Annotated in this window: 25 protein-coding genes; 22 read left to right on the top strand and 3 right to left on the bottom strand. The window is 58.4% G+C overall.

Annotation, left to right across the window (positions count from 1 at the left end; all coding sequences use genetic code 11):
* Entirely contained in the window at positions 1-486 is a 486-nt protein-coding gene (locus tag BM300_RS02065; RefSeq protein WP_063321836.1) for a MaoC family dehydratase, read from the bottom strand.
* A 201-nt stretch (positions 487-687) separates the two neighbouring features.
* The gene (locus tag BM300_RS02060) at positions 688-1,449 is read right to left on the bottom strand and encodes an SDR family NAD(P)-dependent oxidoreductase (protein WP_092142484.1); all 762 of its coding nucleotides are present in this window, start codon (positions 1,447-1,449) and stop codon (positions 688-690) included.
* 419 nt (positions 1,450-1,868) lie between these two features.
* Between BM300_RS02060 and BM300_RS02055 the strand changes: the two genes are divergently transcribed.
* The 17 genes from BM300_RS02055 (at position 1,869) to BM300_RS01980 (ending at position 20,387) form a co-directional block, all read left to right on the top strand.
* Positions 1,869-2,522, top strand: coding sequence for a TetR/AcrR family transcriptional regulator (locus BM300_RS02055; protein WP_092225447.1), 654 nt, complete (start codon positions 1,869-1,871; stop codon positions 2,520-2,522).
* A 179-nt stretch (positions 2,523-2,701) separates the two neighbouring features.
* Positions 2,702-2,851 carry a hypothetical protein gene (locus BM300_RS30940; RefSeq protein ID WP_170861997.1) on the top strand — a complete coding sequence of 50 codons (150 nt, stop codon included), beginning with the start codon at positions 2,702-2,704 and terminating at the stop codon, positions 2,849-2,851.
* Between the two features lie 10 nt (positions 2,852-2,861).
* The gene (locus BM300_RS02050) at positions 2,862-3,674 is read left to right on the top strand and encodes an enoyl-CoA hydratase/isomerase family protein (RefSeq protein WP_170861996.1); all 813 of its coding nucleotides are present in this window, start codon (positions 2,862-2,864) and stop codon (positions 3,672-3,674) included.
* A gap of 2 nt (positions 3,675-3,676) precedes the next feature.
* Positions 3,677-4,405, top strand: coding sequence for an SDR family NAD(P)-dependent oxidoreductase (locus BM300_RS02045; RefSeq protein ID WP_086936774.1), 729 nt, complete (start codon positions 3,677-3,679; stop codon positions 4,403-4,405).
* The gene (locus tag BM300_RS02040; protein ID WP_092412217.1) at positions 4,405-5,310 is read left to right on the top strand and encodes an alpha/beta hydrolase fold domain-containing protein; all 906 of its coding nucleotides are present in this window, start codon (positions 4,405-4,407) and stop codon (positions 5,308-5,310) included. Before BM300_RS02045 ends, BM300_RS02040 begins: the two co-directional genes overlap by 1 nt.
* Positions 5,311-5,320: 10 nt before the next feature.
* A complete protein-coding gene (locus BM300_RS02035) occupies positions 5,321-6,799 on the top strand; it encodes a hydroxymethylglutaryl-CoA synthase family protein (RefSeq protein WP_218157838.1) in 1,479 nt (492 codons plus the stop codon).
* Between the two features lie 6 nt (positions 6,800-6,805).
* Positions 6,806-8,008, top strand: coding sequence for an acetyl-CoA acetyltransferase (locus tag BM300_RS02030; RefSeq protein WP_092225450.1), 1,203 nt, complete (start codon positions 6,806-6,808; stop codon positions 8,006-8,008).
* Positions 8,008-8,790 carry an enoyl-CoA hydratase/isomerase family protein gene (locus tag BM300_RS02025; protein ID WP_092142472.1) on the top strand — a complete coding sequence of 261 codons (783 nt, stop codon included), beginning with the start codon at positions 8,008-8,010 and terminating at the stop codon, positions 8,788-8,790. The genes BM300_RS02030 and BM300_RS02025 overlap by 1 nt, the downstream gene beginning before the upstream one ends.
* A complete protein-coding gene (locus BM300_RS02020) occupies positions 8,787-9,557 on the top strand; it encodes an enoyl-CoA hydratase-related protein (protein WP_092412215.1) in 771 nt (256 codons plus the stop codon). Before BM300_RS02025 ends, BM300_RS02020 begins: the two co-directional genes overlap by 4 nt.
* A 2-nt stretch (positions 9,558-9,559) precedes the next feature.
* Positions 9,560-11,077 (top strand): 3-hydroxyacyl-CoA dehydrogenase, encoded by a 1,518-nt coding sequence (locus BM300_RS02015; RefSeq protein WP_092412213.1) that lies wholly within the window; start codon positions 9,560-9,562, stop codon positions 11,075-11,077.
* Complete coding sequence (locus tag BM300_RS02010) at positions 11,070-11,927, top strand: HTD2 family dehydratase (protein ID WP_092461866.1); 858 nt, start codon at positions 11,070-11,072, stop codon at positions 11,925-11,927. The genes BM300_RS02015 and BM300_RS02010 overlap by 8 nt, the downstream gene beginning before the upstream one ends.
* Positions 11,924-12,823, top strand: a complete 900-nt coding sequence (locus BM300_RS02005; protein ID WP_218190037.1) for an HpcH/HpaI aldolase/citrate lyase family protein — start codon at positions 11,924-11,926, stop codon at positions 12,821-12,823. The genes BM300_RS02010 and BM300_RS02005 overlap by 4 nt, the downstream gene beginning before the upstream one ends.
* Before the next feature lie 17 nt (positions 12,824-12,840).
* Positions 12,841-14,511 carry an acyl-CoA dehydrogenase family protein gene (locus tag BM300_RS02000; protein WP_092461864.1) on the top strand — a complete coding sequence of 557 codons (1,671 nt, stop codon included), beginning with the start codon at positions 12,841-12,843 and terminating at the stop codon, positions 14,509-14,511.
* Positions 14,511-15,728 (top strand): CoA transferase, encoded by a 1,218-nt coding sequence (locus BM300_RS01995; RefSeq protein ID WP_092461862.1) that lies wholly within the window; start codon positions 14,511-14,513, stop codon positions 15,726-15,728. The genes BM300_RS02000 and BM300_RS01995 overlap by 1 nt, the downstream gene beginning before the upstream one ends.
* Positions 15,729-16,207: 479 nt before the next feature.
* A complete protein-coding gene (locus BM300_RS01990) occupies positions 16,208-17,602 on the top strand; it encodes an alginate export family protein (RefSeq protein ID WP_238992609.1) in 1,395 nt (464 codons plus the stop codon).
* A gap of 26 nt (positions 17,603-17,628) precedes the next feature.
* Positions 17,629-19,308 carry an arylsulfatase gene (locus BM300_RS01985; protein WP_092344555.1) on the top strand — a complete coding sequence of 560 codons (1,680 nt, stop codon included), beginning with the start codon at positions 17,629-17,631 and terminating at the stop codon, positions 19,306-19,308.
* Between the two features lie 47 nt (positions 19,309-19,355).
* Positions 19,356-20,387 carry a formylglycine-generating enzyme family protein gene (locus BM300_RS01980; protein ID WP_092142747.1) on the top strand — a complete coding sequence of 344 codons (1,032 nt, stop codon included), beginning with the start codon at positions 19,356-19,358 and terminating at the stop codon, positions 20,385-20,387.
* A gap of 231 nt (positions 20,388-20,618) precedes the next feature.
* Here BM300_RS01980 and BM300_RS01975 read toward each other — a convergent pair whose 3' ends face one another.
* A complete protein-coding gene (locus tag BM300_RS01975; protein ID WP_092461860.1) occupies positions 20,619-21,443 on the bottom strand; it encodes an AraC family transcriptional regulator in 825 nt (274 codons plus the stop codon).
* A 179-nt stretch (positions 21,444-21,622) separates the two neighbouring features.
* Here BM300_RS01975 and BM300_RS01970 point away from each other — a divergent pair, with 179 nt between their 5' ends.
* The 5 genes from BM300_RS01970 to BM300_RS01950 all read left to right on the top strand — a co-directional run bounded on the left by BM300_RS01970 (position 21,623) and on the right by BM300_RS01950 (position 26,329).
* Positions 21,623-23,632: an FUSC family protein gene (locus tag BM300_RS01970; RefSeq protein WP_256575781.1), complete on the top strand. Its 2,010-nt coding sequence runs from the start codon at positions 21,623-21,625 to the stop codon at positions 23,630-23,632.
* On the top strand, positions 23,622-23,831 hold the full coding sequence (locus BM300_RS01965; RefSeq protein WP_092461857.1) for a DUF1656 domain-containing protein: 210 nt from the start codon (positions 23,622-23,624) through the stop codon (positions 23,829-23,831). The genes BM300_RS01970 and BM300_RS01965 overlap by 11 nt, the downstream gene beginning before the upstream one ends.
* Before the next feature lie 2 nt (positions 23,832-23,833).
* Positions 23,834-24,748, top strand: coding sequence for an efflux RND transporter periplasmic adaptor subunit (locus tag BM300_RS01960; RefSeq protein WP_092412205.1), 915 nt, complete (start codon positions 23,834-23,836; stop codon positions 24,746-24,748).
* A gap of 186 nt (positions 24,749-24,934) precedes the next feature.
* The gene (locus BM300_RS01955; RefSeq protein WP_092461855.1) at positions 24,935-25,711 is read left to right on the top strand and encodes an EAL domain-containing protein; all 777 of its coding nucleotides are present in this window, start codon (positions 24,935-24,937) and stop codon (positions 25,709-25,711) included.
* A 132-nt stretch (positions 25,712-25,843) separates the two neighbouring features.
* The gene (locus BM300_RS01950; RefSeq protein ID WP_092461853.1) at positions 25,844-26,329 is read left to right on the top strand and encodes a P-loop nucleotide/nucleoside kinase family protein; all 486 of its coding nucleotides are present in this window, start codon (positions 25,844-25,846) and stop codon (positions 26,327-26,329) included.
* The last annotated feature ends 424 nt before the right edge of the window (positions 26,330-26,753 follow it).

Raw genomic sequence — 26,753 nt, 5'->3', positions numbered from 1 at the left:
TTACTCAGTCGTACCGGGTTTGTGAAACAGTACGGTTTCGGTGAATTCCACGACCTTTTCGCCACGCTGGTTTTTGGTAACGTGCAGCAGGTCGAGAATGGTAAAGCCGCTACTGCTGATGGCTTTGATCTTGGCTTCGCCTTCTACGTGCAAGGTGTCACCAGGGAATGCGGCGGAATGAATGCGTGCCTGCAGCCCCGTCATGCCTGCAAAGTTGCCCACGGCATGGCCTTCGAGGACGTCGGCGACAACCTTCATTAGAATCGGTGAGACTAAACCCATCGAGTAGGAGATGATCATTGGCCCCGGGGCAAAGCGGTTCTGGTGGGCGCCGGACATGTTGGCCTTCAGGTATTCCATGTCGATGAAATAGGGCTCATGAAAGCCCGTGAGGTTGACGAAATTGACGATGTCGGTCTCGGTGATGGTGCGCCGATGGGTGACAAACTTATGGGTGGGAAACTCTGCTGCATTGGTTTCGGACATCGATGGTGCTCCTTCGCTGTTTCAATAAAGGTCCGCAACGCCCATGCGTAGCGGCCTGGCAGCTATTGTGGAAACAGCGGGGAGCGGCGGTATCGTCGCATCCGACGAATCTGTGAGGGTGGTCGCGCTCCATGCATGGGGCTGTATGCACCAAGGCTATCAAGCGCAGACCGACGGATGCGCGAAGCGCACCCAACAGCTTTAGATTTTTTCGACCTGATGCACAGTCCACCACAGGATGTTGGGTATCCAGCGCCGCAGTCTCCAGGACATGGCAGTCATCGGTCCGGGAAACACCCACAATTTGTTGCCCTTGAGCACACGCTCAATCTTGTTCAGTACCACTTCGGCGGTAATAGGCGGAAACACGTCGAAGATCCTTGGCCATACCGTCGATTTGGCTTGATCCAGTAGCGGCGTGGCAACGATGGGTGGGCACACGCAGACGATGCGCACTCCGCTGTTGCGGGTCTCGTGGAACAGCACTTCGGTGTAGGCGGTGACTGCATGTTTGGCGGCGTTGTAGGCACCCATGTAGATGATCGGCCAATGACCCGCCATGGAGGCGTAGCTGACGAACTCCCCGCGGCCACGGGCGATCATCTTCGGCAGTGCGGCCTTCGACAGATTGACCATGCCGCCGAAGTTGATCGCCATGATGTTCTGAATGACCTCGCGCGGCTGTTCCATCAGCAGTCCCAGCGGCATGATTGCGGCGGCGTTGGTCAGTCGGGTGATGGGGCCCAGCTCGGTTTCGCAGCGCTCGACCGCTGCTTCCACAGCGGTGGGGTCGGTGATGTCAACTACCAGTTTCAGCAGCCTGGGTGAGGAGCCCAATTGGTTGAGGCCGGCTTCGTTGACGTCCATGGCCGCGACAGCCCAACCATCGGACAGCGCGCGCTTGGCGCTGAGTTGCCCGAGGCCACTACCGGCACCGGTAATGAACAGAACATTCTGATTCATGGAGCACTCCAGTTTGTTGTTCCCGGTTATCCGCCGCCGGGTTTTGTTTGGGTTATTTTCAATCTTCACGGCGGGTTACCTGTCGTCGTTTCCGACGAGATAGGGCCTCGGCCAGCCCATCGCTTTTATCGTCATCACTTTCGAGGCTTCCGGACGCCCGCTGGCACCGGCCTGCATCGCCGCCGGCGAGCTGGCGCAGCGACGAGCTAACTCAATGAATCAGTTAGCAATTTTTCATCGTGCCGATCCACGTTGGAAAGCTCCTGGGGGATTGCTTGTAAGCACCGTCCTCGAGCGATTATGCCCCTGGTCGGAGAATTTTCTTTACCCGCTGCAAAACCGTCGAAACCGACGAGTTGACCCAGACACCTCGCGCAGACTCTGAGCGCCCTCAGAAATCAGCAGAGGGCGTGAAAAATATGAGCAGGGTGGAAGAAGTCAAAAGGCAGGCTGTGCGCCTGATGGCGGATAAGGGTTTCGAGGCCATGTCGTTGCGCCAGCTCGCGGCGGCGCTCGGGGTGCGCTCCGGTTCGGTGTACACCCACTACGAAAGTAAAGGTCAACTGCTCTTGGATGTGCACTGCGAGTTCTTGGAAGACCTGCTTTCTACCTGGTTGGAACAACGCCCAAAGCGCTTGGACAGTGTGCGGATGCTGCAACGCTTTGTGAGTGTCTACGTCAGCTTTCATTACGCAAGGCGGGCTGAAAGCCGCATCGTTCAGCTGGATTTTCGTAGCCTTGATGAAGCGGGTAGGGCGCAGGTCAGCGAACTGAGATCGCAGTATGACGCTGAGCTGGAAACGATCTTGCAGACAGGTGAACAGCGAGGTTTTTTTCAGTTTGAGGACCTGCGTAACACGTGCTTGGCAATGTTCTGCGTGTTGCAGGGTGTTTGCGCTGGTGAGGCATTGCCCGAAGCGCGTGCCCTGGAGGTGTGTCTATCCAGCATTTCGCGGCTTGCCGGCATCCCTGCGCCACCTCAATCCCGTCTGCATGGCGAACTGTATGTCACGGGCCGAGTTGCCACCGCGCTTAAGGCCTCCATCTCCCAGGATCAAAAGCATCGAGGCTGAAGTCTCCGTACAGGGAATGCGCTTTGTCGTGGGAGGGATGGGCGGTATTCCGATTCCGCCTCGACCTGCAAAGGTCGATTGACCAACGGTTCGAACGAAATTCGTCCAAAACGACGATTGGACGCGCGCCCTCCATCCCTAAAGTACGAAGCGTTGAAACCGGTGGCGACGAAATTCGCGTGACGGCCAACGCCAGGGTCTTCGAGCCCAACCTGCGGGCCGAAACAGTCTGGCGCGCCGCGAATCAGTTGGCCTGCGCATGGCCCGCAAAAAAGGTGGTGTTGGTCAACACCGAAAAAGCCCTCTACACCCTTTCATTCCTGATTTGAGTGCCCTTTGATGAGCCAGCCTGAACTGTTGATCACCTCCGGCTTCGTGCTGCTGAGCTTGCATGGCGGCGTTGCCCACTTGCACCTGAATCGCCCGGACGCCGCCAATGGTCTGGATATTCCCACGCTGCAAGACCTTATCGCCGCGCTGATGCGCTGCCATGGCGAACGGCGTGTGCGCGTGGTGTTGCTCACCGGGGCCGGCGCTAACTTCTGCGCTGGTGGCGATGTGCATACCTTTGTCGGCAAGGGTGACGATTTACCGGAGTACATCCGCCAAGCCACGGTGTATTTGCAGGCTGCCATCAGCGCCATGATCCATTTGGATGCACCGGTAATTGCCGCTGTGCAGGGCTTTGCCGCGGGTGGCGGCGGCATGGGGCTGGTGTGTGCGGCAGATGTGGTGATCGCGGGTGAGTCAGCCAAGTTCCTTGCCGGAGCCACTCGCGTGGCCATGGCGCCGGACGCTGGTTTGTCGGTGACCTTGCCGCGCCTGGTAGGACCACGCAAAGCCACTGAAATGTTGCTCATGAACCCGGTGGTGAAAGCCCCGGAAGCGCTCGCAATGGGCTTGATCAACCAAGTCGTCGCAGATGCTGAGTTGCAGACTACCGCCATGGCCTACGCCCAGCAGATGACCGAGGCCGCTCCCCTGGCTTTGGCCGCGACTAAACGTTTGCTGTGGGCGGGCATTGGTCTTGGCGTCGATGCCGCGATGCCGGAAGAAAGCCGTACCGTTGCCGAGCTGTGCCGCACCCGTGATGTGCGTGAGGGGCTGGCGGCGGTGATTGAAAAGCGCACCGCGCAGTTCGAGGGCCAATGACCATGCGTGCATTGACCGGTCAACGGGCCTTTGTCACTGGCGGTTCCAAAGGTATTGGCGAAGCCATCGTTCGGCGTCTGGCAGCCGAGGGCGCCAAGGTAGTGATTGCCGCGCAGGACATGATCAGCGCCGAGCGGCTGGCCGATGAAGTGGGCGGCCTGGCCGTTCGTCTGGATGTCACCGACCTGCTCGAAGTAGAGCGTGTGGTGACCATGCTAGGTCCGTTCGAAATTTTGGTTAACAACGCTGGCTACGACCAGCATGACTTCTTCACCAAAACCACGGTGGAGCAGTGGCGCTACTTGTTGGCGGTCAACCTCGAAGGCGTATTTGCCTCAACTCACGCCGCGCTACCGGCGATGCAGGCGGCCGGTTACGGGCGAATCATTAATGTCGGGTCAGAGGCTGGCCGTCAGGGCTCCAAAGGTGGCGCCGTGTATGCCGCTGCCAAGGGCGGTGTGATCGCCTTCAGTAAATCCATTGCCCGGGAAAATGCCCGTTATGGCATCACTGTCAATGTGGTCGCGCCAGGACCAGTGGATACGCCTTTGCTGCGCAAAGCCCTCGACCGTGGCGGTGAAAAATTGTTGGCGGCCATGGAGGCCTCCACCCTGGTGGGGCGCTTGGGCGAGCCGAATGAAGTGGCGGCTGCCGTGGTGTTTCTCGCCAGTCGTGACGCCAGTTTTATTACCGGCGAAACCCTTGGTGTCTCTGGCGGGATGGGTTGCTGATGGGCGCTCAAAGCGAGGCGGTGGAACGGGTAATTGCCCGCATCCAGACCGTGTACGGCCGCTGGCGTCGGCACACGCCGATTGAAACCCTGCGCCGCGATTGGGATGACTTGTTTTGGGCCGATAAGCTGACGTGTGAAACCCAAGACGCCAGCGCCAACGGTGTGCCGGTGCGCTGGATCAAAACGCCCGGTGTCGCCGAGCAGCAGGTGTTGATTTATCTGCATGGCGGCGGATTCAAAATGGGCTCGCTCACCTCTCACCATGACCTGATGGTGCGCCTTTCTGTGGCCGCGGGTTGCAGGATCCTGGGTGTCGATTATCGCCTGCTGCCTGAGCATGGTTTTCCCGAACCCCTGCTTGATGTACTTGCGGTCTACGACTGGTTGGTGGCCCAGGGTTTTGAACCCGATCAACTGGCCATCGCGGGGGATTCCGCAGGTGGTGGGTTGGCCGCCGCGGCCTTGCTGGCCCTACGCGACAAAGGCCGCCCGTTGCCGGCCGCCGCTGTGTTGCTGTCGGCCTGGACCGACCTCAGCGCCAGTGGCGAAAGCTACCTGACCCGTGCCGAGTCTGACCCCATTCACCAACGCCCAATGATTGTTGCCCTGGCCGCGCAGTATCTGGGGAAGGACGGCGATCCGTTTGACCCTTTGGCTTCGCCGCTGCATGGCGATCTGACCGGTTTGCCGCCGTTGCTGCTCCAAGTCGGCGACCGCGAAACCGGTCTGGACGACAGCACGCTGTTTGCCGCCAAGGCCCGCGCAGCAGGGGTTGCGGTTGAGCTGCAGGTATGGCCGCAAATGTTCCACGTTTTCCAACAGTTCGCCGCCGAGCTGGCGGAAGCACGCGAGGCCATCGTTTGCATCGGTACGTTTTTACGCAAGCACTGGAACCTAAAATGAGGACTGCATTGTGAGCATCGGTATCACCGGATTCGGCGCCTATATCCCGCGCCTGCGTTTGAGCCGGCAAGCCGTGGTAGCGGCCAATGCCTGGTACGCCCCCGAGCTGAAAGGCAAAGCCCGTGGCCATCGCGCCATGGCCAACTGGGATGAGGACAGCATTACCATGGCGGTCGCGGCTGCACGCGATGCCTTGGGCGGACAGGACCTGCAGGGCCGAGTGCGCGAGGTGATTCTCGCTTCGTGCACCCTGCCGTTTGCCGAGCGCCTCAACGCGGCAGTGGTTGCCGAAGCGCTAAACCTGGGTGAGTACACTGGCGCCAGTGACGTCACCGGCTCGCAGTGCGCGGCCCTGGCCGGTTTTTCCCAAGCCTTGGCCAGTGCCGCTAGCGCCCCAGGCACTGTGTTGCTGACAGCCGCCGACAACCGCCGCACCCGCGCCGCCAGCGCGCAGGAGCTGGATTACGGTGATGGCGCTGCCGCGCTGTTGTTCGGTCGTGAACAGGTGATCGCAGAAGTGCTCGGCCAGGCGGCGTCGAGCGTCGACTTTATCGACCACTTCCGCCTCACTGGCCGCGAGATCGATTATTTCGGCGAAGAGCGTTGGGTGCGTGATGAAGGCGTTAGTCGCTGCATGCCCCAGGTGATCAAACGCGCCCTGAGCGACAGCGGCGTGGACGCCGAAGCGGTGGCACATTTCATCTTCCCCACCTCGCTGGCGAAGATGGATGCGCAACTGGCCCAGGCCTGTGGCATCCCTGCCGAAGCGGTGGTCGATGGCCTGGCGGCAGAAGTGGGTAACACTGGCGTCGGCCATGGCCTGTTGCTGCTGGCCAATGTCCTGGAAAGTGCCGAGCCGGGGCAGGTGATCGTGCTCGCCCAATTTGGCAGCGGTGCTCGCGCCGTGGTACTGCGGGTGACCGATGAAATCAAACACTTCACCGCTCGCCGTGGCGTGTCCGGCTGGCTGGCCCGTGGCCGTGAAGAGCTCAGTTATACGCGCTTTCTCACCTACAAGGGCCAGTTGCAACTGGAGCGCGGTGTGCGCGGTGAGCAAGACAAAAAGACCGCGCTGAGCACAGCCTATCGCCATCGTCGCGCCATTCTCGGCCTGGTGGCCGGGCGTTGCCGTGTGAGTGGTGACGTGCATTTCCCACCCTCACGGCTGACCTACACCCCCGATGCCGCCGCCCTGGATACGCAGGACGCCCATCCCCTGGCTGACCGCCTTGGCCGGGTGCTGAGCTGGTCCGCCGAGTCACTGTCGTCCTATATGGCGCCGCCCCATCACTACGGGCAAATCGACTTCGAGGGGGGCGGTCGCATCCTGATGGAATTCACCGACGTCGCCAAGGGCGAAGTGCAGACCGCGCTCGAGGTGGAGATGGTCTTTCGCATCAAAGACATCGACGACCTGCGCGGTTTCAAGCGCTACTTCTGGAAAGCCACCCCCGTTCACACCCCCGCGCCGCAAGCGCCGTTGGAGTAATTCGTCATGCCCATTGGTATCAAAGACAAAGTTGCGATTCTCGGCATGGGCTGCTGCCGCTTCGGCGAACGCTGGGACGCCAGCCCGGAAGATTTGATGGTCGAGGCTTACAGTGAGGCCATGGCTGATGCAGGCATCTCCCCGGAGCAAATCGACGCCGCCTGGTTCTCCACCCACATGGAAGATGTGGGCACCGGCCGTGGCGGTACACCGATGAGCATTGCCCTGCGGTTGCCGAACATTGGCGTAACCCGAGTAGAGAACTTCTGTGCCGGCGGTTCGGAAGCCATTCGCGCGGCGGTGTATGCGGTGGCCTCTGGCGCCTGCGATATCGCCTTGGCCCTGGGCGTGGAAAAGCTGAAAGACACCGGCTACGGTGGCCTGCCGGTCGCAACAGTCGGTACCTATATTCCGCAGTGGTACCCCAGCGCCGTGGCCCCGGCCAATTTCGCTCAACTGGCCTCGGCTTACCAGGCGCGTTTTAACGTTGACCCGCAGCTACTCAAACGGGCCATCGCCCATGTGTCGGTCAAAAGCCACGCCAACGGTGCCAAAAACCCCAAGGCGCACCTGCGCAAAATCATCACTGAAGAGCAGTGCCTGAAGGCGCCGATCATCGCTGAGCCCCTGGGCTTGTTTGATTGCTGTGGGGTTTCCGATGGGGCAGCGGCAGTGATCGTCACCCGCCCGGACATTGCCAGGGCCATGGGCAAGACCGATCTGGTGACCTTCAAGGCCCTGCAAGTGGCGGTCTCCAACGGTTGGGAAATGCAGGGCAATGGCTGGGATGGCAGCTATGTGCATACCACCCGCATTGCTGCCAGGAAAGCCTACGCCGAAGCCGGCATCACCCGGCCACGCGAACAGATCAGTCTGACTGAGGTACACGACTGCTTCTCCATCACCGAGTTGGTGACCATGGAGGATCTGTTTCTCTCTGAGCCAGGTATGGCGGTGCGCGACGTACTGGATGGCGACTTCGACGCTGAAGGCCGAGCGCCTTGCCAGATTGACGGCGGTCTCAAGTGCTTCGGTCACCCGGTTGGCGCCAGCGGGATCCGCATGCTCTACGAAATCTACTTGCAGCTACAAGGGCGCGCCGGTCCGCGACAGTTGCCAGACCCGCGTACTGGGTTGATTCACAACCTTGGCGGGCAGCCATCACAGAACGTTTGCTCGATTTCCATCATTGGTAGAGAAGAAGACTGATGGCCATCCTGATTGATGATCCCGCCCCCGGCGTCCGGCGGTTGCTGATTAATCGCCCCGAGAAGCGCAATGCGATAAACCATGACGTACGCCAGTCACTCATCGATGCGTTGACTGAGGCGCGTGAGCAGGCGGCTTGTCGAGCCATTATCTTGGGAGGCGTTGGAGGAATGTTTTCCGCTGGTGGCGACATCGCGACCATGGCCGATCTGGACGAGTCCGGTGCGCGTGAGCGAATGCAGCACATCCATCAGCTCTGCCGTTTGTTGGGGCAATTCCCGATGCCTGTCATATCGGCAGTAGAAGGCATCTGTGCAGGAGCGGGGGTTGGACTGGCATTGCTGGGAGACGTTGTGCTCGCCGGCACCAAGACTCGGTTTCTGTTCCCTTTTCTGAAGCTGGGTCTCTCTCCCGATTGGGGATTGCTGCGAACACTACCTGCCCGAGTGGGTGTCGCCGAAGCAAAGCGCATGCTGACCCACGGCCAATACATATCCGCCGAGGAAGCCGTCGTCGCGGGTTTGGCGGATGAATGTGTTGGTCTAAATGTGATGGATTCAGCAGTCAGCCTGGCGAGCAGGATGAGTCGTTTACCGCGCGACGCGTTTTCTCGAATGAAAAATCGCCTGGATCACCCGTCGGCGAGCTTGGCCGAAGAGCTGCAGCGCGAGGAAGACGACCAGGCGGTGCTGTTGCTCGGTGCCGATTTTCGCGAAGGTTTTGCCGCTTTTGCAGAGAAGCGCGAGCCGCAGTTCACCAGCACCGTGGACTACCTCGTATGAGCACACCGGTGGTGGTAGAGCGCAATGGCGCGGTGGCTATCTTGCGGCTGAACCGTGTTGAAAAGCGCAATGCACTGGACCTCAGCATGCGTGTCGCCATCGCCAGCGCCATGCAGGAACTGGAGCGTGACAACGGTGTGGCGGTGATCGTGATTACCGGCGGTGATAGCGTGTTCGCCGCTGGCGCCGATCTCAATCTGCTGGTGGATAAAGACGCCCAACAAGTGGCGGAGCTGGACCTGGGCCAGTACTGGGCGCCTGTGGCGAAAAGCCAGAAGCCGCTGATTGCGGCGGTCAGCGGCTTTGCCCTGGGGGCGGGCTGCGAGTTGGCGATGATGTGCGACATCCTGGTCGCCGACAACTCGGCGCGCTTCGGTCAGCCCGAAGCGAGGGTGGGCATTATGCCCGGCGCTGGCGGTACTCAGCGTTTGCTGCGTGCCGTGGGTAAACCAGTGGCCAGCCTGATGCTGTTGGCCGGTGAACTGCTCAGCGCCGAGCGCGCTAGCCAGTTGGGTTTGGTCAGCGAGTTGGTGACGGAGGGCAGCGCCTTGGCGCGCGCCATCGTCCTCGCCCAAGCCACGGCAACCATGCCGCCCAAGGCCTTGCGAGCAATCAAACGGGTGTTGGCACTGGGCGCCGATCAATCGCTGGACCTTGCACTGGCCTTGGAAAACCGCGAATTCCTACTGCTGTTCGACACGCAGGACAAAACCGAAGGCATGCGTGCATTCCTTGATAAACGCCCGCCGCGTTACACGGGAAACTAAATATGAGTATCCACAGTATCGCCGTGATCGGCGCCGGCACCATGGGCCGCGGAATCGTTCAGTTATTCGCCCAAGCCGGCCATTCGGTGCGTTGTTATGACGCTGTCGAGGGCGCCGCGCAGAGCGCCATCGAGTTTGTCCGTGACCTGATCGACAGGGCTGTTAGCAAAGAACGTTACAGCCGCGAGCAAGGCGACGCGATTATCGCGCGCATGTCCGCCTGCACACACATCGAAGACTTGGCCGGTTGCGACTTGGCTATTGAAGCGGTGGTGGAGGACCTCGGTATCAAGCGTGAGTTGTTCCGTGCCCTGGAAGCGGTGCTGGGTGATACGGCGATTCTGGCCAGCAATACGTCTTCGCTAATGATCGCTGATATCGCTGCCGGTTGCCGCCGTCCCGAACGCGTGGCCGGACTGCACTTTTTCAACCCGGTACCCTTGATGAAGGTTGCCGAAGTCATCGCCGCTGTGCGTACTGCGCCCGCCACAGTCGCTGCCTTGCAGTCAGTGGTAGTGGGGGCGGGTCACCGCGCGGTGGTGGCCGAAGACCAGCCGGGATTTCTGGTTAACCATGCCGGCCGTGGGCTATACACCGAAGGCTTGCGCATCCTCGAGGAGCAGGTGGCCTCGGTACAGGACATCGACACTTTGATGCGCGAAGCCGGTGGCTTTCGCATGGGCCCATTTGAGCTGCTCGACCTTACCGGGCTGGATGTTTCCGGCAAGGTGATGGAGTCCATCTACCAGCAGTTTTACCAAGAGCCGCGTTTTCGTCCATCGCCTCTGGTCGCGCCGCGCCTGGGTGCTGGCCTCTATGGACGCAAGACGGGTGAAGGCTGGTATCGCTACTGCGACAACCTCAAAAAACAGGTGGCACCTGCTCGGCCTGTTCCTGCGCTCAACCACGAGTTGTTGGTCTGGGTGGACCCGGCTGCCGACGACTACGAACGCCTGCAAGGTCTGGTGTTGGAGGTCGGCATGATGCTGCATCATCTACCTGATGAGGCGGATATATCGCTGGTGCAGTTCTGGGGCGATGACGTCTCGCGTTACTGCGCCGTGCACGGTCTCGACCCCACCCGAACGGTGGCCGTGGACCCGCTGCCAGGCCTGGAAAACCACCGTACCCTGATGCTCAGCAGCGTCACCCGTCCAGAGGTGCGCGATGCCGCCTGGGCGATGCTGGCCGCACAAGACACACCAGTGACGGTGATCAACGACAGCTGCGGGTTCGTTGTCCAGCGAGTGTTGGCGACTATCGTCAATATCGCTGCCGATATTGTTCAACGGGGTATCGCCAGTGTCGCTGACATCGAAGATGCGGTGCGCCTTGGTCTGGGTTACCCGCAAGGACCGCTAAGCCTTGGCGATGCCATTGGTGGCAAGCGGGTGATGAACATTCTTACTCGCATGCATGAGCTCAGCGGTGACCCGCGTTACCGCCCTAGCCCCTGGTTGGCCCGGCGCGCGGCATTGGGGCTCTCGTTACTCACCGCAGAGACAGCGCGCGATGACTGAAATTGATATCGACTACTTGCGTGGCTGGGTAGGCCGCGAGCGTGTGCGTGAAGAACTGTTGGCGCCGTTCGCCGTCCAGGCGCTGAGCGCTACGCTGGATCGCGAACAGGTGCCTATGCAAGGCGAGACGCTGCCACCTACCTGGCAATGGCTGTACTTCAATGACTGCGCCCAGCGTACCAACCTGGGTGCTGACGGCCATGGCAGAACCGGAGGCTTCCTGCCACCGGTGCCCTTGCCTCGACGTATGTGGGCGTCGGGTGAGTTCATGTGTGAGCGACCATTGCGCATCGGCGAACTGGCCGAACAGCGCTCGGTGGTCACTTCTGTTGAGCTGAAGCAGGGAAAAACCGGGGCCCTGGTGTTTGTCAGCCTGGAACATCAGATCAGCCAGCAGGGACGACGCTGTCTCGTGGAGAAACAACACTTGGTCTACCGGGAAATGGCCAACGGCCCCAGCCCGTCGCTGCCCGGCGAGCCCGCGCCAGATGAAGCGGATGTTAAGCAGCCGTTTCAACCTGATCCGGTACTGCTCTTTCGCTACAGCGCGCTGACCTTCAACGGTCACCGCATTCACTACGATCGCGACTACGCCACGCGGCAGGAGCATTATCCGGCGCTGGTGGTGCATGGCCCATTGTTGGCGACCTTACTGGCCGAGCAGGTGACGATACAAATGCCCGAGGTACGGGTAAGCAGTTTTGGTTTTCGTGCTGTGCGCCCGGTGTTCGACACTGACCACTTATTGCTGTGCAGCAAACGCAGTGGCGATCGTGTTGATCTGTGGACGCAGAACCAGGATGGCTTTGTCACCATGATCGCCACCGCCAACGTGGAGGTGCCGCAATGAGTCGTGCGTTCCCAATGTGGCGCTCGCTGCTGTTTGTTCCCGCACATATTGGCAAGTTCACTGAAAAAGCCCATGAGCGAAACGCTGATGCCTGCATCCTAGACCTCGAAGACAGTGTTGCTCCCGGGCAAAAGACACAAGCTCGCGACGCTGCCAGCAGCGCCGCACAGAACATCTCCAACCATGGCCTGGATGTATTGGTGCGTATCAATACGCTCGATAGCGGCGGGGTGTTGGATTTGCAGGCAATTGTCAGCCCAGCCGTTTGTGCCGTGGTGCTGCCCAAAGTGGCCTCTGCCGAGGTGGTGCGCCACGTGGCCTTGCAACTGGACCATTTGGAAACCGAGCGCGGTATGGTCGTGGGACAAACGCTGATCCTCGCGCAGATCGAAGACGTAGCGGCGTTGCCCTTACTGGATGAAATTGCCACGGCCTCGCCACGGCTGATGGGCATGAGCCTGGGCCCGGAAGATTTTTCCGTGTCCGCGGGAATGGAACCTGTGCCGGAAACGTTACTGTGGCCCAACCAGCAAGTGGCCTTTGCCTGCCGCCGCGCAGGAATTCTGCCCTTTGGTTTTCCAGGCTCGATTGCCGACTTCAGTGACATCCCACGTTTTCGTCAGGCCCTCGTACTGGGGCGACAACTGGGAATGATCGGCGCCTTCTGCATTCACCCTGAGCAAGTGGCGGTGCTTAACGAAGTGTTTTCTCCTGGCGATGCCGAGGTTGAATACTCCGTCGCTCTGCTGGCTGAGTATGCCTGTGCCGAAGCCGAGGGGCGAGGCGCCTTTGCCTTCCGCGGCAAGATGATCGATGCGCCGATCGTCGCCCGTGCCCGAGAGCTGCTGACCCGCCACATGTCTGCCATTCACTGCCAACGACTGCCAGCTAAATAATGTTTGGAGTTCGACCTATGCTGCCAATTACCGCTACCAACGATTTGCTGGGCCTGCTGTTACAGTTGCGCGGCGTACTGGAGCAGTCCACCCGTGCCTTGGCTTCACGCTGCACCAAGGGCCAGCAATTGGATGCTGACCTGCTGGACCTGATGCAAGTACCGACTTTCGAACTCGCTTGGGCCAGTGCCGAATTGTTGGCCGCCGAGCGTTCATTGCAGGCCATTGATGCCGGTACTAGCGCGGTGGATCGACGCCTGATTTTGGTGTTTGCTGTGGAGGCCATCACCCTGGTGCACGGTCGTTTGGAGGCTATTTGTGTCGAGCTGGATCTGGCCGATGGTGCCCTGCATGCCATCGCTGCCGACCCGAAACTGCGTGCATTACGTCGTAGTGTTTTATCCGGTGTTGCCCTGCATGACAGTGCGCGGTTAATGGTCGAACGCCCGGAGCAGATCGCTCAGGTGGCGATGGGGGATGAACTGTCGATGATTCAGGACCAGTTCCGCCGCTTCGCTGCCGATACCGTGGCACCACTTGCCGAACACATTCATCGCGAGGACCTCATTATCCCCGACAGTTTGCTGGCGGCGTTGCGCGATATGGGCGTCTTCGGGCTGTCGATACCTGAGCGGTACGGCGGCAGCGCGCCAGACGATCAAGAAGATCCGTTAACCATGATTGTGGTCACCGAAGCCCTGTCGCAGGCGTCCCTGGCCGCAGCGGGTAGCCTGATCACTCGCCCGGAAATTCTCTCACGGGCATTGCTGAGCGGTGGTACCGAGGCGCAGAAGCAGCACTGGCTGCCGCGCTTGGCGGTGGGGGCGCCGTTGTGCGCGATTGCCATTACCGAACCTGACTATGGTTCCGACGTGGCGAGCCTGACCTTGCGCGGTACACCTTGTGAGGGCGGTTGGCGCCTGAATGGAGCTAAAACCTGGTGCACCTTTGCCGGTAAGGCAGAGGTGTTAATGGTGGTCACCCGTACTAATCCGGACAAAAGTCTGGGTCATCGCGGCCTGAGTTTGCTGCTGGCGGAGAAGCCCAGCTACGACGGCCACGACTTCGATTTCCGCCAGCCTGGGGGAGGGCGCCTTACCGGGCGGGCAATCTCCACCATCGGCTACCGCGGCATGCACTCGTTTGATCTGTCGTTCGAGGATTTTTTTGTTCCCGACGGCAATGTGATCGGCGAAGCCCAAGGCCTGGGCAAAGGCTTTTACCACACCATGGCGGGAATGACTGGTGGGCGCATGCAGACCGCCGGACGGGCCAGCGGTGTGATGCGCGCGGCACTGTTGGCAGGGCTGCGATATGCTACGGAGCGCAAGGTATTCGGTGCCCCGCTGTTGGACTATCCACTGACTGGCGCCAAGCTGGCAAAAATGGCTGCACGTTATGTTGCTAGCCGCTATCTCACCTATTCGGTGGGCTGCATGCTGGCTCAGGGTGCGGGCCGTATGGAGGCCAGCCTGGTGAAATTGTTCGCCTGCCGTAGCGCAGAACTGGTGACACGCGAATCTCTGCAGATTCACGGCGGCATGGGCTATGCCGAGGAAGTGGCGGTGAGCCGCTACTTTGTCGACGCGCGGGTGCTGTCAATTTTTGAGGGCGCCGAAGAAACCCTGGCGTTGAAAGTCATTGGCCGCAGCCTGCTGGAAGCCGCACTGAAAGCCGAGGTCGCCTGATGAGCGAGGCAATTCTCAAGGGCATGCGCGTAATTGAGGTATCGGCCTTTGTCGCCGCTCCGCTAGGTGGCATGACCCTGGCGCAGATGGGGGCCGATGTGATCCGCATAGACGGCCTCGACGGCGGTCTGGACTATCACCGCTGGCCGGTCACTGACGACAACACCAGCTTGTTCTGGGCCGGTCTCAATAAAGGCAAACGATCGGTGGCTATTGATATCAATCGCCCCGAGGGCCGTGAGCTGGCCCAGGCTCTGATCACTGCGCCGGGCACGGATGCCGGCATGCTGCTGACCAACTTTCCGCCCCGAGGCTGGCTGGACTACGACACCCTGCGTGCCCAGCGTGCGGACCTGATTCAGTTGACCATTCAGGGCGATCGCCATGGCGGCTCGGCGGTTGATTACACGATTAATCCGCGCATTGGTTTGCCCTATCTCACCGGCCCGCAGGACGTCGATGGCGCGGTCAACCATGTGCTGCCAGCCTGGGATCTGATCACTGGGCAAATGGCGGCCGTTGGGCTACTTGCCGCTGAGCGTCAGCGCAGCCGGCAGGGCATTGGTCAGCAGGTGAAGCTGGCTCTGGAAGATGTGGCGCTGGCAGTGATGGGGCATTTGGGCTTTCTTGCCGAAGCCCAGCGCGGCGTACAACGGCAACGCCACGGCAATGACTTGTTCGGCGCTTTTGGCCGCGACTTCGTGACCCGTGACGGGCAGCGCATTATGGTGGTTGGTCTGACCCTCAAACAGTGGCGCAGCCTCTGCGAGGTCACAGCTATCACCGAACAGGTGGAGGCCTTGGGTCGACACCTACAGGTCGATCTAAATCGCGAAGGTGAGCGTTTTCACGCCCGTGAGGCCTTGGCCTCATTGGTCAGCCCCTGGGTGGCGGAGCGCACCCTGGAAGAGATAACCGCCCTCTTTGAAGACCGCGGCGTGTGCTGGAGCCACTATCAGAGCATCAGCACCCTGCTTGAAGAAGACCCTTCCTGCTCCGAGCAAAACCCCTTGTTCAAATTGCTGGAGCAGCCCGGCATCGGCCAAATACTCACCCCCGGCATGCCCCTGCGTTTCAACGGCCACTACCGCACGCCACAGCCGGCACCGCAATTGGGGGCTGATACCGAGGCGGTGTTGATGGACGTGCTGGGGTTGAGCAGTAGCGAATTCGGCGCGTTGCATGACCAGGGATTGGTGCGTATCGCACATCGGTAGGGATGTGCCCGCGTCAACGTCGGGCGAGGATAACTGCAGGAGATCCAAACGACCATCTTGCTCATGGTTGTCAGGTCGTGCAGTCGTAAGAGAGCCCCGCCAGTCATCGTCTGTCTTATTTCGCGCGCGTCGCATGCAGACGATGCGCCGAATTGCCGTAGGTATGGCGGCTGATCAAGCAATGGCTTGAGGTGACCACCGGGCTTTTGATAGGGATTGTTGATGCCGGCACCGATTGATTCATGTGCTAACGCAACACTGACCCACCTCCAATCGGCACAAATCCAGCACAGACAGTAGTGCTGGTTTCAGGCTGTTTTCCGAGTGATTTATGGCAGCGACAGCTAATTCTGCTGTCACGCAGAGACAAGCCATGCCTCCCGATCCGGGCATACGATCACCTCCAAGCGAGCACACTTAAAAAAACGCTCGGCGTCGTGAACTTACCTTCCTGCCTCCAATAATTAAAATGGTGAAGTATGTCTTCGAAAAGCCGGATCACCTTGACTTACAAGAAGCCGGATGAACAGAAGGTTCGCTCCTTCAAGGTTCAGTTCGGCGCTGTTAATATTTTCCTCGGATTAGCGCTGGCTGTAGTGGATCACAGTGCTTCGGCTGCAACGATTTATAAAGACGACAACACGAAGCTTGACTTCACGGTACAGGCGATCTACGGGGCGTTTCACAGCAGTGAATCCTATAATCAGGGCGGTCCTATCAAGTCTGGTGCCGCCGGTTGGCAAGAAGGGGTACTCAGGGCTGGGTTTAAAGGCCAGACGCTATTGCCTGGGTTATATGACAGTTCGCTCTACGGAGAAACCACTTGGGTGGCTAGCGGTACCTGGGATGGTGGCGATGCTGCGGGATACACGGACGGCTCCGAGCGACGGGCATCAATCGATCGGGCTTATATCGGCTGGCGCTCGGGTAATCTGATGCATGACTGGGGAAAAGACTTTGTCGATCTATCTGTGGGCAGCCAGAAAATTCAGATAGGTGATGGATTCATCATCAACGGGGATGGCTTAAGTGTCGGCAACAATATTGCCGATGGTCAATTGGATAGAGGTGGCGCCTATTACCTCACCCCGCGCAATGCTTTTCATAATACGGTGAAGCTGCACCTTGGGGCGCAGGATCTATGGCGTGGCGATTTGATTTGGCTGAAATCGGATAATGAGATCAAAGCCAAACCAGAACTCGGGATTGCGGTACTGGAAAGGGGAGATGAGCATGCTACGTTCGGCCTCACTTATATAAAGGGTTTGGGGGTTGACGAAAGCTTGGCGAACAGTTTCAGCGCCCAGAGGGATGGTCTTGAAGTTGTCAGCCTTCGTGGGCAAGGTGACTTCGGTATCAAGGACCTGTTTTTATCGTTCGAATATGCCCATGAGGACAAGTCACAGGGGCAGGAACATGCCTGGTACGCGGAAGGCGCGTGGACCTTCTCCCAGTTACCATGGACGCCTCGCTTGGGCTATCGCTACAGTCGTTACTCCGAAGACTACGACCCCCTCTTCAGTGGTTACAGTCGTGGTTACGGCACTTGGTTTCAAGGCGAAGTCGCCTCTAACTACTCAGGGCCATTTCAGCGAAATGCTGGCATTCATATGGCGGAGCTCCAATTGCATCCGACCGCCAATCTGACCTTGGGCGCATTGGCTTACTCGTTTAGAAGTCTGGACAAAAGACAAGGCGACCTGGACGCCAGTGAAGTGGATGCATACCTGGATTGGTCGGTGGGAGAGAACTGGGTTATCAGTCCCTTGGTGGGGCTCTATAAACCTAAGAAAAGTGCAGAACAAGGCGGCTCCCAACTGGGGAACGATAATCTTAACGTCTACAGCCAGTTAGTCGTGGCTTTTCACTTCTAAAAAATGACAGAAAAGGTTCTGAAGAAATGAAAAAAAACTTGAACTGGCTCGCCTCTAGTGCCTTGCTCGTTGTGGCGTGTCTTGTCCCCCAGGCCTTCGCAGCCTCAGCGAAACCCAATATTTTGTTAATTGTTGCCGATGACTTGGGGTATTCAGATCTAGGAGCATTTGGCGGGGAAATTGACACCCCGAATCTGGATGAACTGAGTAAGCACGGTACCTTGCTTCAATCGCTTTACGTTGCCCCCACCTGTTCGCCGACCCGCTCCATGTTGATGTCGGGGACCGACAATCATCTCGCAGGTGTCGGTAATATGGCGGAAATGATGACGCCTCACCTCACACCTGAGCAGATGGGCAAGCCTGGCTACGAGGGTTATCTAAACCAGCGCGTAGCGGCCCTGCCAGAGTTGATGAAGGATGCTGGTTACCAGACCTTCATGGTCGGAAAATGGCACTTGGGTGGCGCTGATGGACTGCGTCCACAGCAGCGTGGGTTCGATAAGTCATATGTCCTTATGGGTGGTGGGGCCGCTCATTTTAAGCAAACGGCACCTATGCAAATAGCGTCAGACGCCCCGGAACCCGTCTACAGGGAGAATGACATCAAGGTAGAGTTGCCAGTGGATTTTTACTCATCGACCAACTTTACGAACAAGTTGATTGAATACGTCGATGCTGGCCTGGGAGAAAAAAAGCCCTTCTTTGCCTATGCCGCCTACACCGCCGCGCATTTACCTTCCCAGGCTCCCGACGCCTATCTGCAGAAATATCGGGGACGTTATGACCAAGGTTACGAAGTGACCGCGGCACGCAGAATCGAAAAACTCAAATCTCTTGGCCTGGTCGACGCAAAAGCTACACCAGTTCCGATGCCCAAGGGGGTAAAGCCATGGTCTGCACTCAGTGTCGAAGAGAAAGAATACTCGGCACGGACAATGGAAGCCTACGCGGCAATGGTTGATGCTTTTGACCATGAGATCGGCAGACTTATCAATCACCTCAAGGACAAAGGGCTTTATGACAACACCTTGATCGTGTTCTTGTCCGATAATGGACCAGAAGGTAATGATTGGAGCAAAGATGTTGAAAATGATCAATGGATCCCCAAACACTTTGACGTCTCGTTAAACAATATTGGACGTCCAAACTCTTTCGCTTATGAGGGACCCGCCTGGGGGCAAGTCAGCGCCCAACCATTCAGAATGTTCAAGGCCTATACCAATGAAGGGGGTGTTCGTTCTGCATCGTTCATGCGTCTTCCATTCAATGACAACCCTCAACGCACCGACGCCGTGGTGACTGCCATGGACGTCATGCCAACGATACTTGATGTGGCAGGTATCAAACATCCCGGTACGCAATACCAAGGCAAAACCGTTGAGCCGATGAAGGGGGCGAGTGCTTTATCCATGCTCCAAGGTAAAAGCCACGCAGTGCATGATTCCACCTATACCGTCGGCATTGAATTGATGGGGCGTAATGCTATCCGCAAGGGCAACTGGAAAATCGTTTACTCCTTTGATGATGGCAAGGGTACTTGGGCGCTGTACGACCTGGCGACCGACCGCGGTGAGTTACACGATCTTTCCAGTAAGCACCCAGACAAGTTGAATGAGCTGCTGACTGAGTGGGCGCAGTATGTGCGGCAGAACAATGTCATCAGTACGGGGCGTGATACAACCTACCCACGTCGTGACTATTGATACAGAGGGCCTCCCACGTGGAGAGGCCCCATTGATGAGTTATGAAAATGAATGACTACAGGCGTGCTCTGATAGCCGGGGTATTATTGAGCGTGATGGTGACCATTGATGATGTCAGTGCCGAACCTGTTTATTCATCTTTGGGAGACGTATCATCTTGCAAGCAGTATTCAGGCTTACCGCCCAAGGATGTGCCTATAGAACAGGTATGGGTGCCGGGGGGCACCTTTACTATGGGTTCCAATACGCACTATCCCGAAGAAGCGCAAGAGCGGAACGTTACGGTGGATGGGTTTTGGATTGATCGGCATGAAGTGACGAATGCGCAATTCCGAGCGTTCGTTGAGGCGACGGGATACAAGACACTGGCTGAGCGGGGGTTAGACCCTAAAGTATTTCCCGGTTTGCCCGATCAGATGTACCGTCCTGGATCAACAGTGTTCGAACCCCCTCGCGATCTGCAGGTCATCAACCTTCAGTGGTGGCACTTTATAGAAGGAGCGGATTGGCAACATCCTAGCGGTCCAGGCAGCTCCATCGACAACATGGATAATCATCCCGTTGTACAAATAGCCTTTGAAGATGCTCAGGCTTACGCGAAGTGGATGAACCGTGCATTACCGACCGAAGCTCAATTTGAGTACGCGGCTAAAGGTGCAAGCAGTACAACCTACCCCTGGGGCAAGAGTCTTCATTTGGACGGGAAGGAGATGGCCAATACCTGGACCGGCGTGTTTCCATTTCAGAATACCGCCACTGATGGTTTCATCGCGACAGCGCCTGTTGGCTGTTTTCCTCAGAATGCCTACCATCTTTTTGATATGGTGGGTAATGTTTGGGAGTGGGTAATGGATGACTGGACGCCTTATCACTCCATCGAGGAAGAGCCTCATCCAGAAATTGATCTTGAGGATTCACTCAGCGTCCAAGCGCGAACGCTTCTGCTGGGTACAATCAAAGGGGGATCCTTTCTTTGTTCACCCTCGTACTGCAAACGCTACCGTCCGAGTGCGCGACATGCTCAGGATCGAACCATGGGAACTAACCATATTGGCTTTCGCACGGTGAGCCTTCCTTGAAGACCTGAACGTGATTTGTTGAATGGTTTAGTTGACTTAATTAATGCCAGGGTTCGCAATCTTAGTTGCAGTCAGCTAGGGCCCAATGAACCCGTTAGAGGCGAGCCATTGATGGCAAGCACAGCGTTCGCGGCTGAGTAGGTAATTGGCGTAAATTACCTCGTGTTTCACCTCCATGCCTCGCAACTGCCCCCCAACTGTGGTCTCCAGGCGATTTCGAAGTCATGAATTTCAGTTATTCGGTATTCGTTTTGGAGCCGACGGCAATTGCGCCCCACGTTGAGCAAAATACTGTGCGGGCGTGCTCCCCAGGGCCTTTTTGAACATTGTGATAAAGGCGTTGACCGAGTTGTAGCCCAGCTCGGTTGCAACGTTCTGCACCTTCGCACCACTGGCCAATTCTCGCAGTGCAACAACAAGGTGCAACTGTTGCCGCCAGCGTCCAAACGTAAGGCCCGTCTCACGAATCATCAATCGAGACAGCGACCTGTCGCTCATCGCCACGCGTTTGGCCCATTCGGCTGACGTACTGCGGTCGGAAGGGTCGAGCGTCAGTGCATCTGCTATCGCATGAATCTTTGGATGGCTGGAGATGGGTAGGTTGAAGCGCTCACGCGGCATTTCGACCAATTCGTCGAGGACCACTCTCGCAAGCCTGGCGGTATGGCCAACTGAAGGATAATCGGCAGGCTCCTGTGCTAGCCGGTCAATCATTTCCCGGATCATTGGGGAGATGGACAGCGTGCAGCAACCCTCGGGTAGCTTCGCCGCTCCGGGGTTCACGAAAAGATAATTGAGCCGAGCATTCGCTGTCGCCCGTGCGCTATGCGGCACGCCGCCCGGAATCCAGACGCCGCAGTAGGGCGGTACGATCCAGATCTCGTTGTCCGCAGTACAAGTGACCGCCCCGTGCAGCGCGAGGATCAGTTGGCCCTTGCGATGCACATGTGTCGGCACTTCCGCTTGGTGATCTGCAAAGTCGAGCTGCCGGGCCACCGCCGGCCGGTCCGTGAGGTCAGGGTCGAAGACGGAAACGGCTGATCGCGTGAGCGGCATACAATTGGCAGTTTTTAGGGATATTTTGGAAGAATACTGAATTTATTTGCGTTTGCAACGCCGCAATAATAGTTCGCATGAACATACTATCCGCTGTGAACAAACCACCAGGGAGCGCCGGCGTCGGCATAGCGCACGTGATGGTGTCCCTCCTGCAAACCCCTGCAATGAGGGCCGACGTGGATGCGTTGCTGTTTTCGGCGAAGAGCTTTGCCGCAGCGATGTTGGCCTACTATGTTTCGCTGCGTATAGGACTTGCCAATCCTTACTGGGCAATAGTGACCGTCTACATTGTCTCGCAAACCTCTGCTGGGGCGTCGCTCAGTCGCGGTGTCTATCGCTTCGTGGGAACCCTCGTCGGGGCGGCGGCAACGGTGGCAATCATTCCGAATTTCGTGAATGACCCTATCGTATGCAGCGTGGTGCTCGCCTGCTGGATCGGCCTGTGTCTTTATTTCTCGCTGCTTGATCGCACGCCAAGGGCCTATGCTTTCGTCCTTGCTGGTTATACCGCGAGCCTGATCGGATTTCCCAGCGTCCTCGATCCAGGCGCGGTGTTTGATACAGCCTCCGTGCGGGTCCAGGAAATCTCCATCGGAATACTGTGTGCCGTTCTAGTGCATCGCTACATCCTGCCCAAACGTATGACGGGTCAGTTCATCAGCAAGCTGTTGGCAGCGCTGCGGGACGCCCGTCGGCTGGCAGCTGACGCCTTGAAGGGAACGCCGAGCGAGAATCGTTGCGACTGGACCCAGCTCGCGGCGGATCTTCTTGCCCTTCAGGGGCTTGCATCGCACCTGCCCTATGAACCGGCCCCTGCGCCGCGGCACGAGTCGGTACAACTGATCCATGACCGGCTGGCGCGATTGCTTGCGCTCGCTGCGGAGATTGAGGACCGGATCCATTCCCTGGGTATGGGCGGCTACAACTCGCCCGATGAACTGGTCGCTTTGCTCGATGATATCGCGACGTGGATTCCAGCTGTCGAGGCGGCCGACCGGGAGGACGTTGCAATGTGTTTAATCGCCCGCGCGCAGGCGATCAACAAACGTTGCGGTGTAGGCGCCGCAACGTCTGGCGCCAGGCTCGCCGCTAATCTCGCCGGTTATCTTGGCGAAATGATCGGCCTGCTCCAAGACTGCGACAACCTGGGGCGCCACATCGTGACTGCCGAGCAATCACACGAGGCGACAGTGCTTCATTGGCCCAAGCCCGCGAAGGGCTACATCTATCACCGCGATCGCTGGATGGCGGGCCGGGCCGCGTTGGGTGCCATCGTCGGCATCCTGATCAGTTGCGCTTTCTGGATCTGGTCGGCCTGGCCCGAGGGCGGGACGGCCGTATCCATTTTCGGCGTATGTTGCACGCTGTTCGGGAATGTCGATGAGCCAGTCCCTAACGTCATCAAATATATGCTCGGCTCGATCTATGGGGCGGTCATCAGCTTTGCCTACAGCTTCGTCATTCTTCCTCAGGTCACGGACTTTGTTCTCCTTGTTATGGTGCTAGCACCGGCGTTCCTGTTCGCGGGGTCCCTGCAAGCGCGTCCGCCGACGACGCTCATGGCGCTCGGTATCACCCTGACCATTCCGATCCTTTCGGGGCTGCGCGCCACCTACGCCGGCGACTTCGCGGCATCCCTCAATACCGTTGTTGCGCTCTTTGCGGCGGTCGGATTCGGGGCGGTTAGCATGACCTTGTTCCAGAGCGTCCCGGTCGACGCGGCGATCAGTCGGCTGCTTCGATTGAGTCGCAGGGGCGTCAGCCGTCGAGCGCTGGGTGATGTGCCCGATGACCGGTATTGGACGAACCTTATGATCGATCGCACGGCGCTGCTGCTACCAAGGCTACGGGTGTCCAACAAAGGCTATCCGGATGTTCTCGACGATACCCTGCACCATCTGCGTGTCGGCCACGCTGTTGGATCGCTGCGCAAGATGATCCCGCAGGTCGACGGCGACATTGCCGAAAAACTGGGTGAAATGCTTTTCGCGATCGCGGCACACTTCAGCGCCAGGGACCTTACGGATCATGTTGACTCGATCGGTTTTGACCAGCGTATCGAGACCTTGCAGGTGATGATCGCTGACAGCTCGATCAACGACCGCTCGCGGATCGCCGAGCTGCTCATGGACCTTGGATTTGCACTAGGTCCCCGTCATACGGCGAGCGCGCCTCATGATCGTTGATCTCGACGTCGGTGGCGTCTTCATCCCCGGTTTACTGGCGCTGGTATTCGTCGCCATTTTTGCCACCGTCTCGATGATCCGCGTTCTCTGCGTGGTGGGCATCTACCGCCTATTCGCTCGCCGGCCGCTCGTCGAACTCGCCATTTTCGCGCTCATCTACGGTCTGCTCGTGCAGCACCTGCCATCAATCGGACGCTAATCTTGAAGCCAGTTCTATCCTTGCTCAGCCGCTATGCCCTGACTCTTTGCCTCGTTGCTGGCGCCACGCTCATTGCGCTGGGGGCGTGGAACCATCACGAGCGAACGCCCTGGACTCGCGACGGGCGAGTGAGCGCGGATGTCGTGCAAATCGCACCGGAAGTCTCCGGCACTGTCAGTGCCGTCCCGATTGTTGATAACCAGTATGTTCATCGGGGTGACGTTCTGTATGTGATCGACCCGCAGCGGTACCGGCTCGCCTTGGCGGCGGCCGAAGCCGACGTCGAAGCCAAGCGTCAGGATAGGCTCGTTCGCCAAGCGGCGGCGCGGCGGCGCGGCCAACTCCGCGATATCGTGTCCCAAGAAGATGTTCAGCAAACAGGAGGCGCGGCCGCAGTGGCGGGCGCCACCTATCAAGCAGCGCTAGCGGCTCTGGACCTCGCCAAACTCAATCTCGCCCGCTCTACGATCCGCTCGCCGGTCGATGGCTATGTCACTAATCTGAGGTTGCGCCCGGGTGACTATGCGACGGCTGGTTCGGCAACGGTTGCTGTCCTCGACGCGGCGAGTTTCTGGGTTACTGGTTATTTCGAGGAGACGAAGATCCGGCAGATCCGCGTTGGCAAGCCGGCGCGGATCATGCTGATGGGCTTTGATCTGCCTGTGTCGGGGCATGTCGAAAGCATCGGACGGGGTATCGAGAACAGTAACGATTCGCCTGGTCATCTCGGCCTGCCAAATGTGGCGGCGACATTTAGCTGGGTGCGTCTTGCGCAGCGGATCCCGGTTCGCATCCATATCGATAGAGTGCCAGCAGGCGTTGAATTGGCCGCAGGCATGACAGCGAGTGTTGAGATTATCCCGTCAGCTCTGCATCCAGTGTCGATTCCTTCGCAGGCCTCAAGGCAGCTTGATTGATCTTACCGTTAAGCTGCATTGAGCATTCGAGATCAGCAGTGCCTGATACAGGTCGCACCGATCAAGGTGAGCGGTGGGGCCGGCCGATAGTGTTTCAGAAACTTCGGCCTGCGCCGACTCTGGTGGTGTCGGCTACAGTTCCTTGTAACCACAGGAATGTATCACGACCGCCACGGAATATTGATCATGACGAAACGCCCTCCGTTCCAATCGCTTGGCTGCGCCGAATGCCGCAACCACGAGGCGTTGGGGTTTGATTTCACTATGGCCTTCCAGCCTATTTTCAACGTCCGGACACACGCTGCGTTTGCTTATGAGGCATTGGTCAGAGGCGTCGATGGCGAATCGGCTGGCCACATCCTGGGGCTGGTGAACGACAGCAACCGCTACCGATTCGACCAGGCCTGCCGGGTGAAAGCCATCGAGGAAGCCGCAAGGCTGGGCCTGTTGGAGATTCCCGATTGCTTGCTGAGCATCAATTTCCTGCCCAACGCCGTATACCGGCCGGAGACATGTATCCGGGCCACCCTGGAAGCGGCGCGCCTGACCCATTTTCCGCCAGAAAGGCTCATGTTCGAAGTGACCGAAGGCGAGAAGGTGGTAGACCCCGAGCACCTCAAATCGATTTTCGTGGAGTACGAGCGCCAAGGTTTCATGACCGCCGTCGACGATTTTGGCGCGGGCTATTCGGGCCTTAACCTGCTGGCCATGTTCCAGCCGCAGGTGCTGAAGATTGACATGGCACTGACCCGAGGTATCGATCAAGATTCGGTCAAACAAGCGATCGTCGAAGGCATCGTCCTGGTCGCCAGGCGCTTGGATATCCTGGTCATCGCCGAAGGTGTCGAGACGCGTGAAGAAAGCTCGACGCTTCTAGGCATGGGGATCGAGCTGATGCAGGGATACTTGTATGCAAGGCCCGAGGTCGGTCATCTCCCGGCTGGATGCTTTGACTTGGGTTGATGTGTCCAGGCCCTTCATTATGTTTCCTGATGGGTGTGAACACTGCGAGTCCGTTGCCCATTCGCCATTCACCGCATTGTGCCCATGATATTCGATGGGCCATTATCGGACCTCGACATAAGGACACGTCCCATGCCCACACCTGTACTCCACCTCTTGTGCGGTAAAATCGCTTCGGGAAAATCCACGCTGGCCCGATCGTTAAAGGCTGAGCATTCAGCCATTTTGTTGAGCGAAGATCACTGGCTTTCAAGGCTCTACCCTGATCAGATCAAATCGGTAGCGGACTACATCCTGCATGCGCAGCGGATCCGGGATGTCCTGGGGCCGCTGGTCATCGACATGCTCTCGACGGGGGCTCCCGTGGTTCTCGATTTTCCTGCCAACACTCCGGCAGATCGTCATTGGCTACGCAGCCTGGCTGACGCTGCGAAAGTCCCTCACCGTGTTCACTACGTCGAGGTGGACGATGACACCTGCCGTCGCAGGCTGCACCACAGGAATGCCCGTGGCGAGCATGACTTCGCAGCCACTGATGCTGAATTCGACCTGATCACGAGCTACTTTCGTGCACCCGACCAGGCGGAAGGGCTGGATGTTGTCATACACCGAATTTGATCCGTTGAAAGTGTCGGGGCATTAGAGGTGGGTTTGCAGCTCGCGAAATACAGGGCATCGAATCCATAGGTTCGCTACGGCAGGCGTGCTTCACGATGCCATCCAGTTATCCAAGAAATCCGTGAGTATGTCTGTGGATAACCGAGCAGATGCCCGATAGGCAGGGCGTTTTAACGGGCGCTCAAAAAATGTACAGGCAGGTTGGCATCACCCTTCTGCCATAGGCCATTCAATCCTGCTAAACGTGAATTGCGTTATGACGGCGTGTTCTGCGCTTCTCGGAAAGGGCTCGGGTGCGTTGTGAGGCATTCAGTTGACTGAAATCCTTCCATGGCCGCGCGCGAAGCGGGCACGTTGAGACTATGCTCATTGCCACTGCAGGCAATGTGCTGGTTTCACTTGTCGCCCACTAAGGAAAGGAGTC

Source organism: Pseudomonas sp. NFACC46-3 (assembly GCF_900114515.1).
Taxonomy (GTDB): domain Bacteria; phylum Pseudomonadota; class Gammaproteobacteria; order Pseudomonadales; family Pseudomonadaceae; genus Aquipseudomonas; species Aquipseudomonas fluorescens_Q.
Note: the sequence above shows the minus strand (reverse complement) of the source record. Positions and strands in the feature narration are given on the sequence as shown.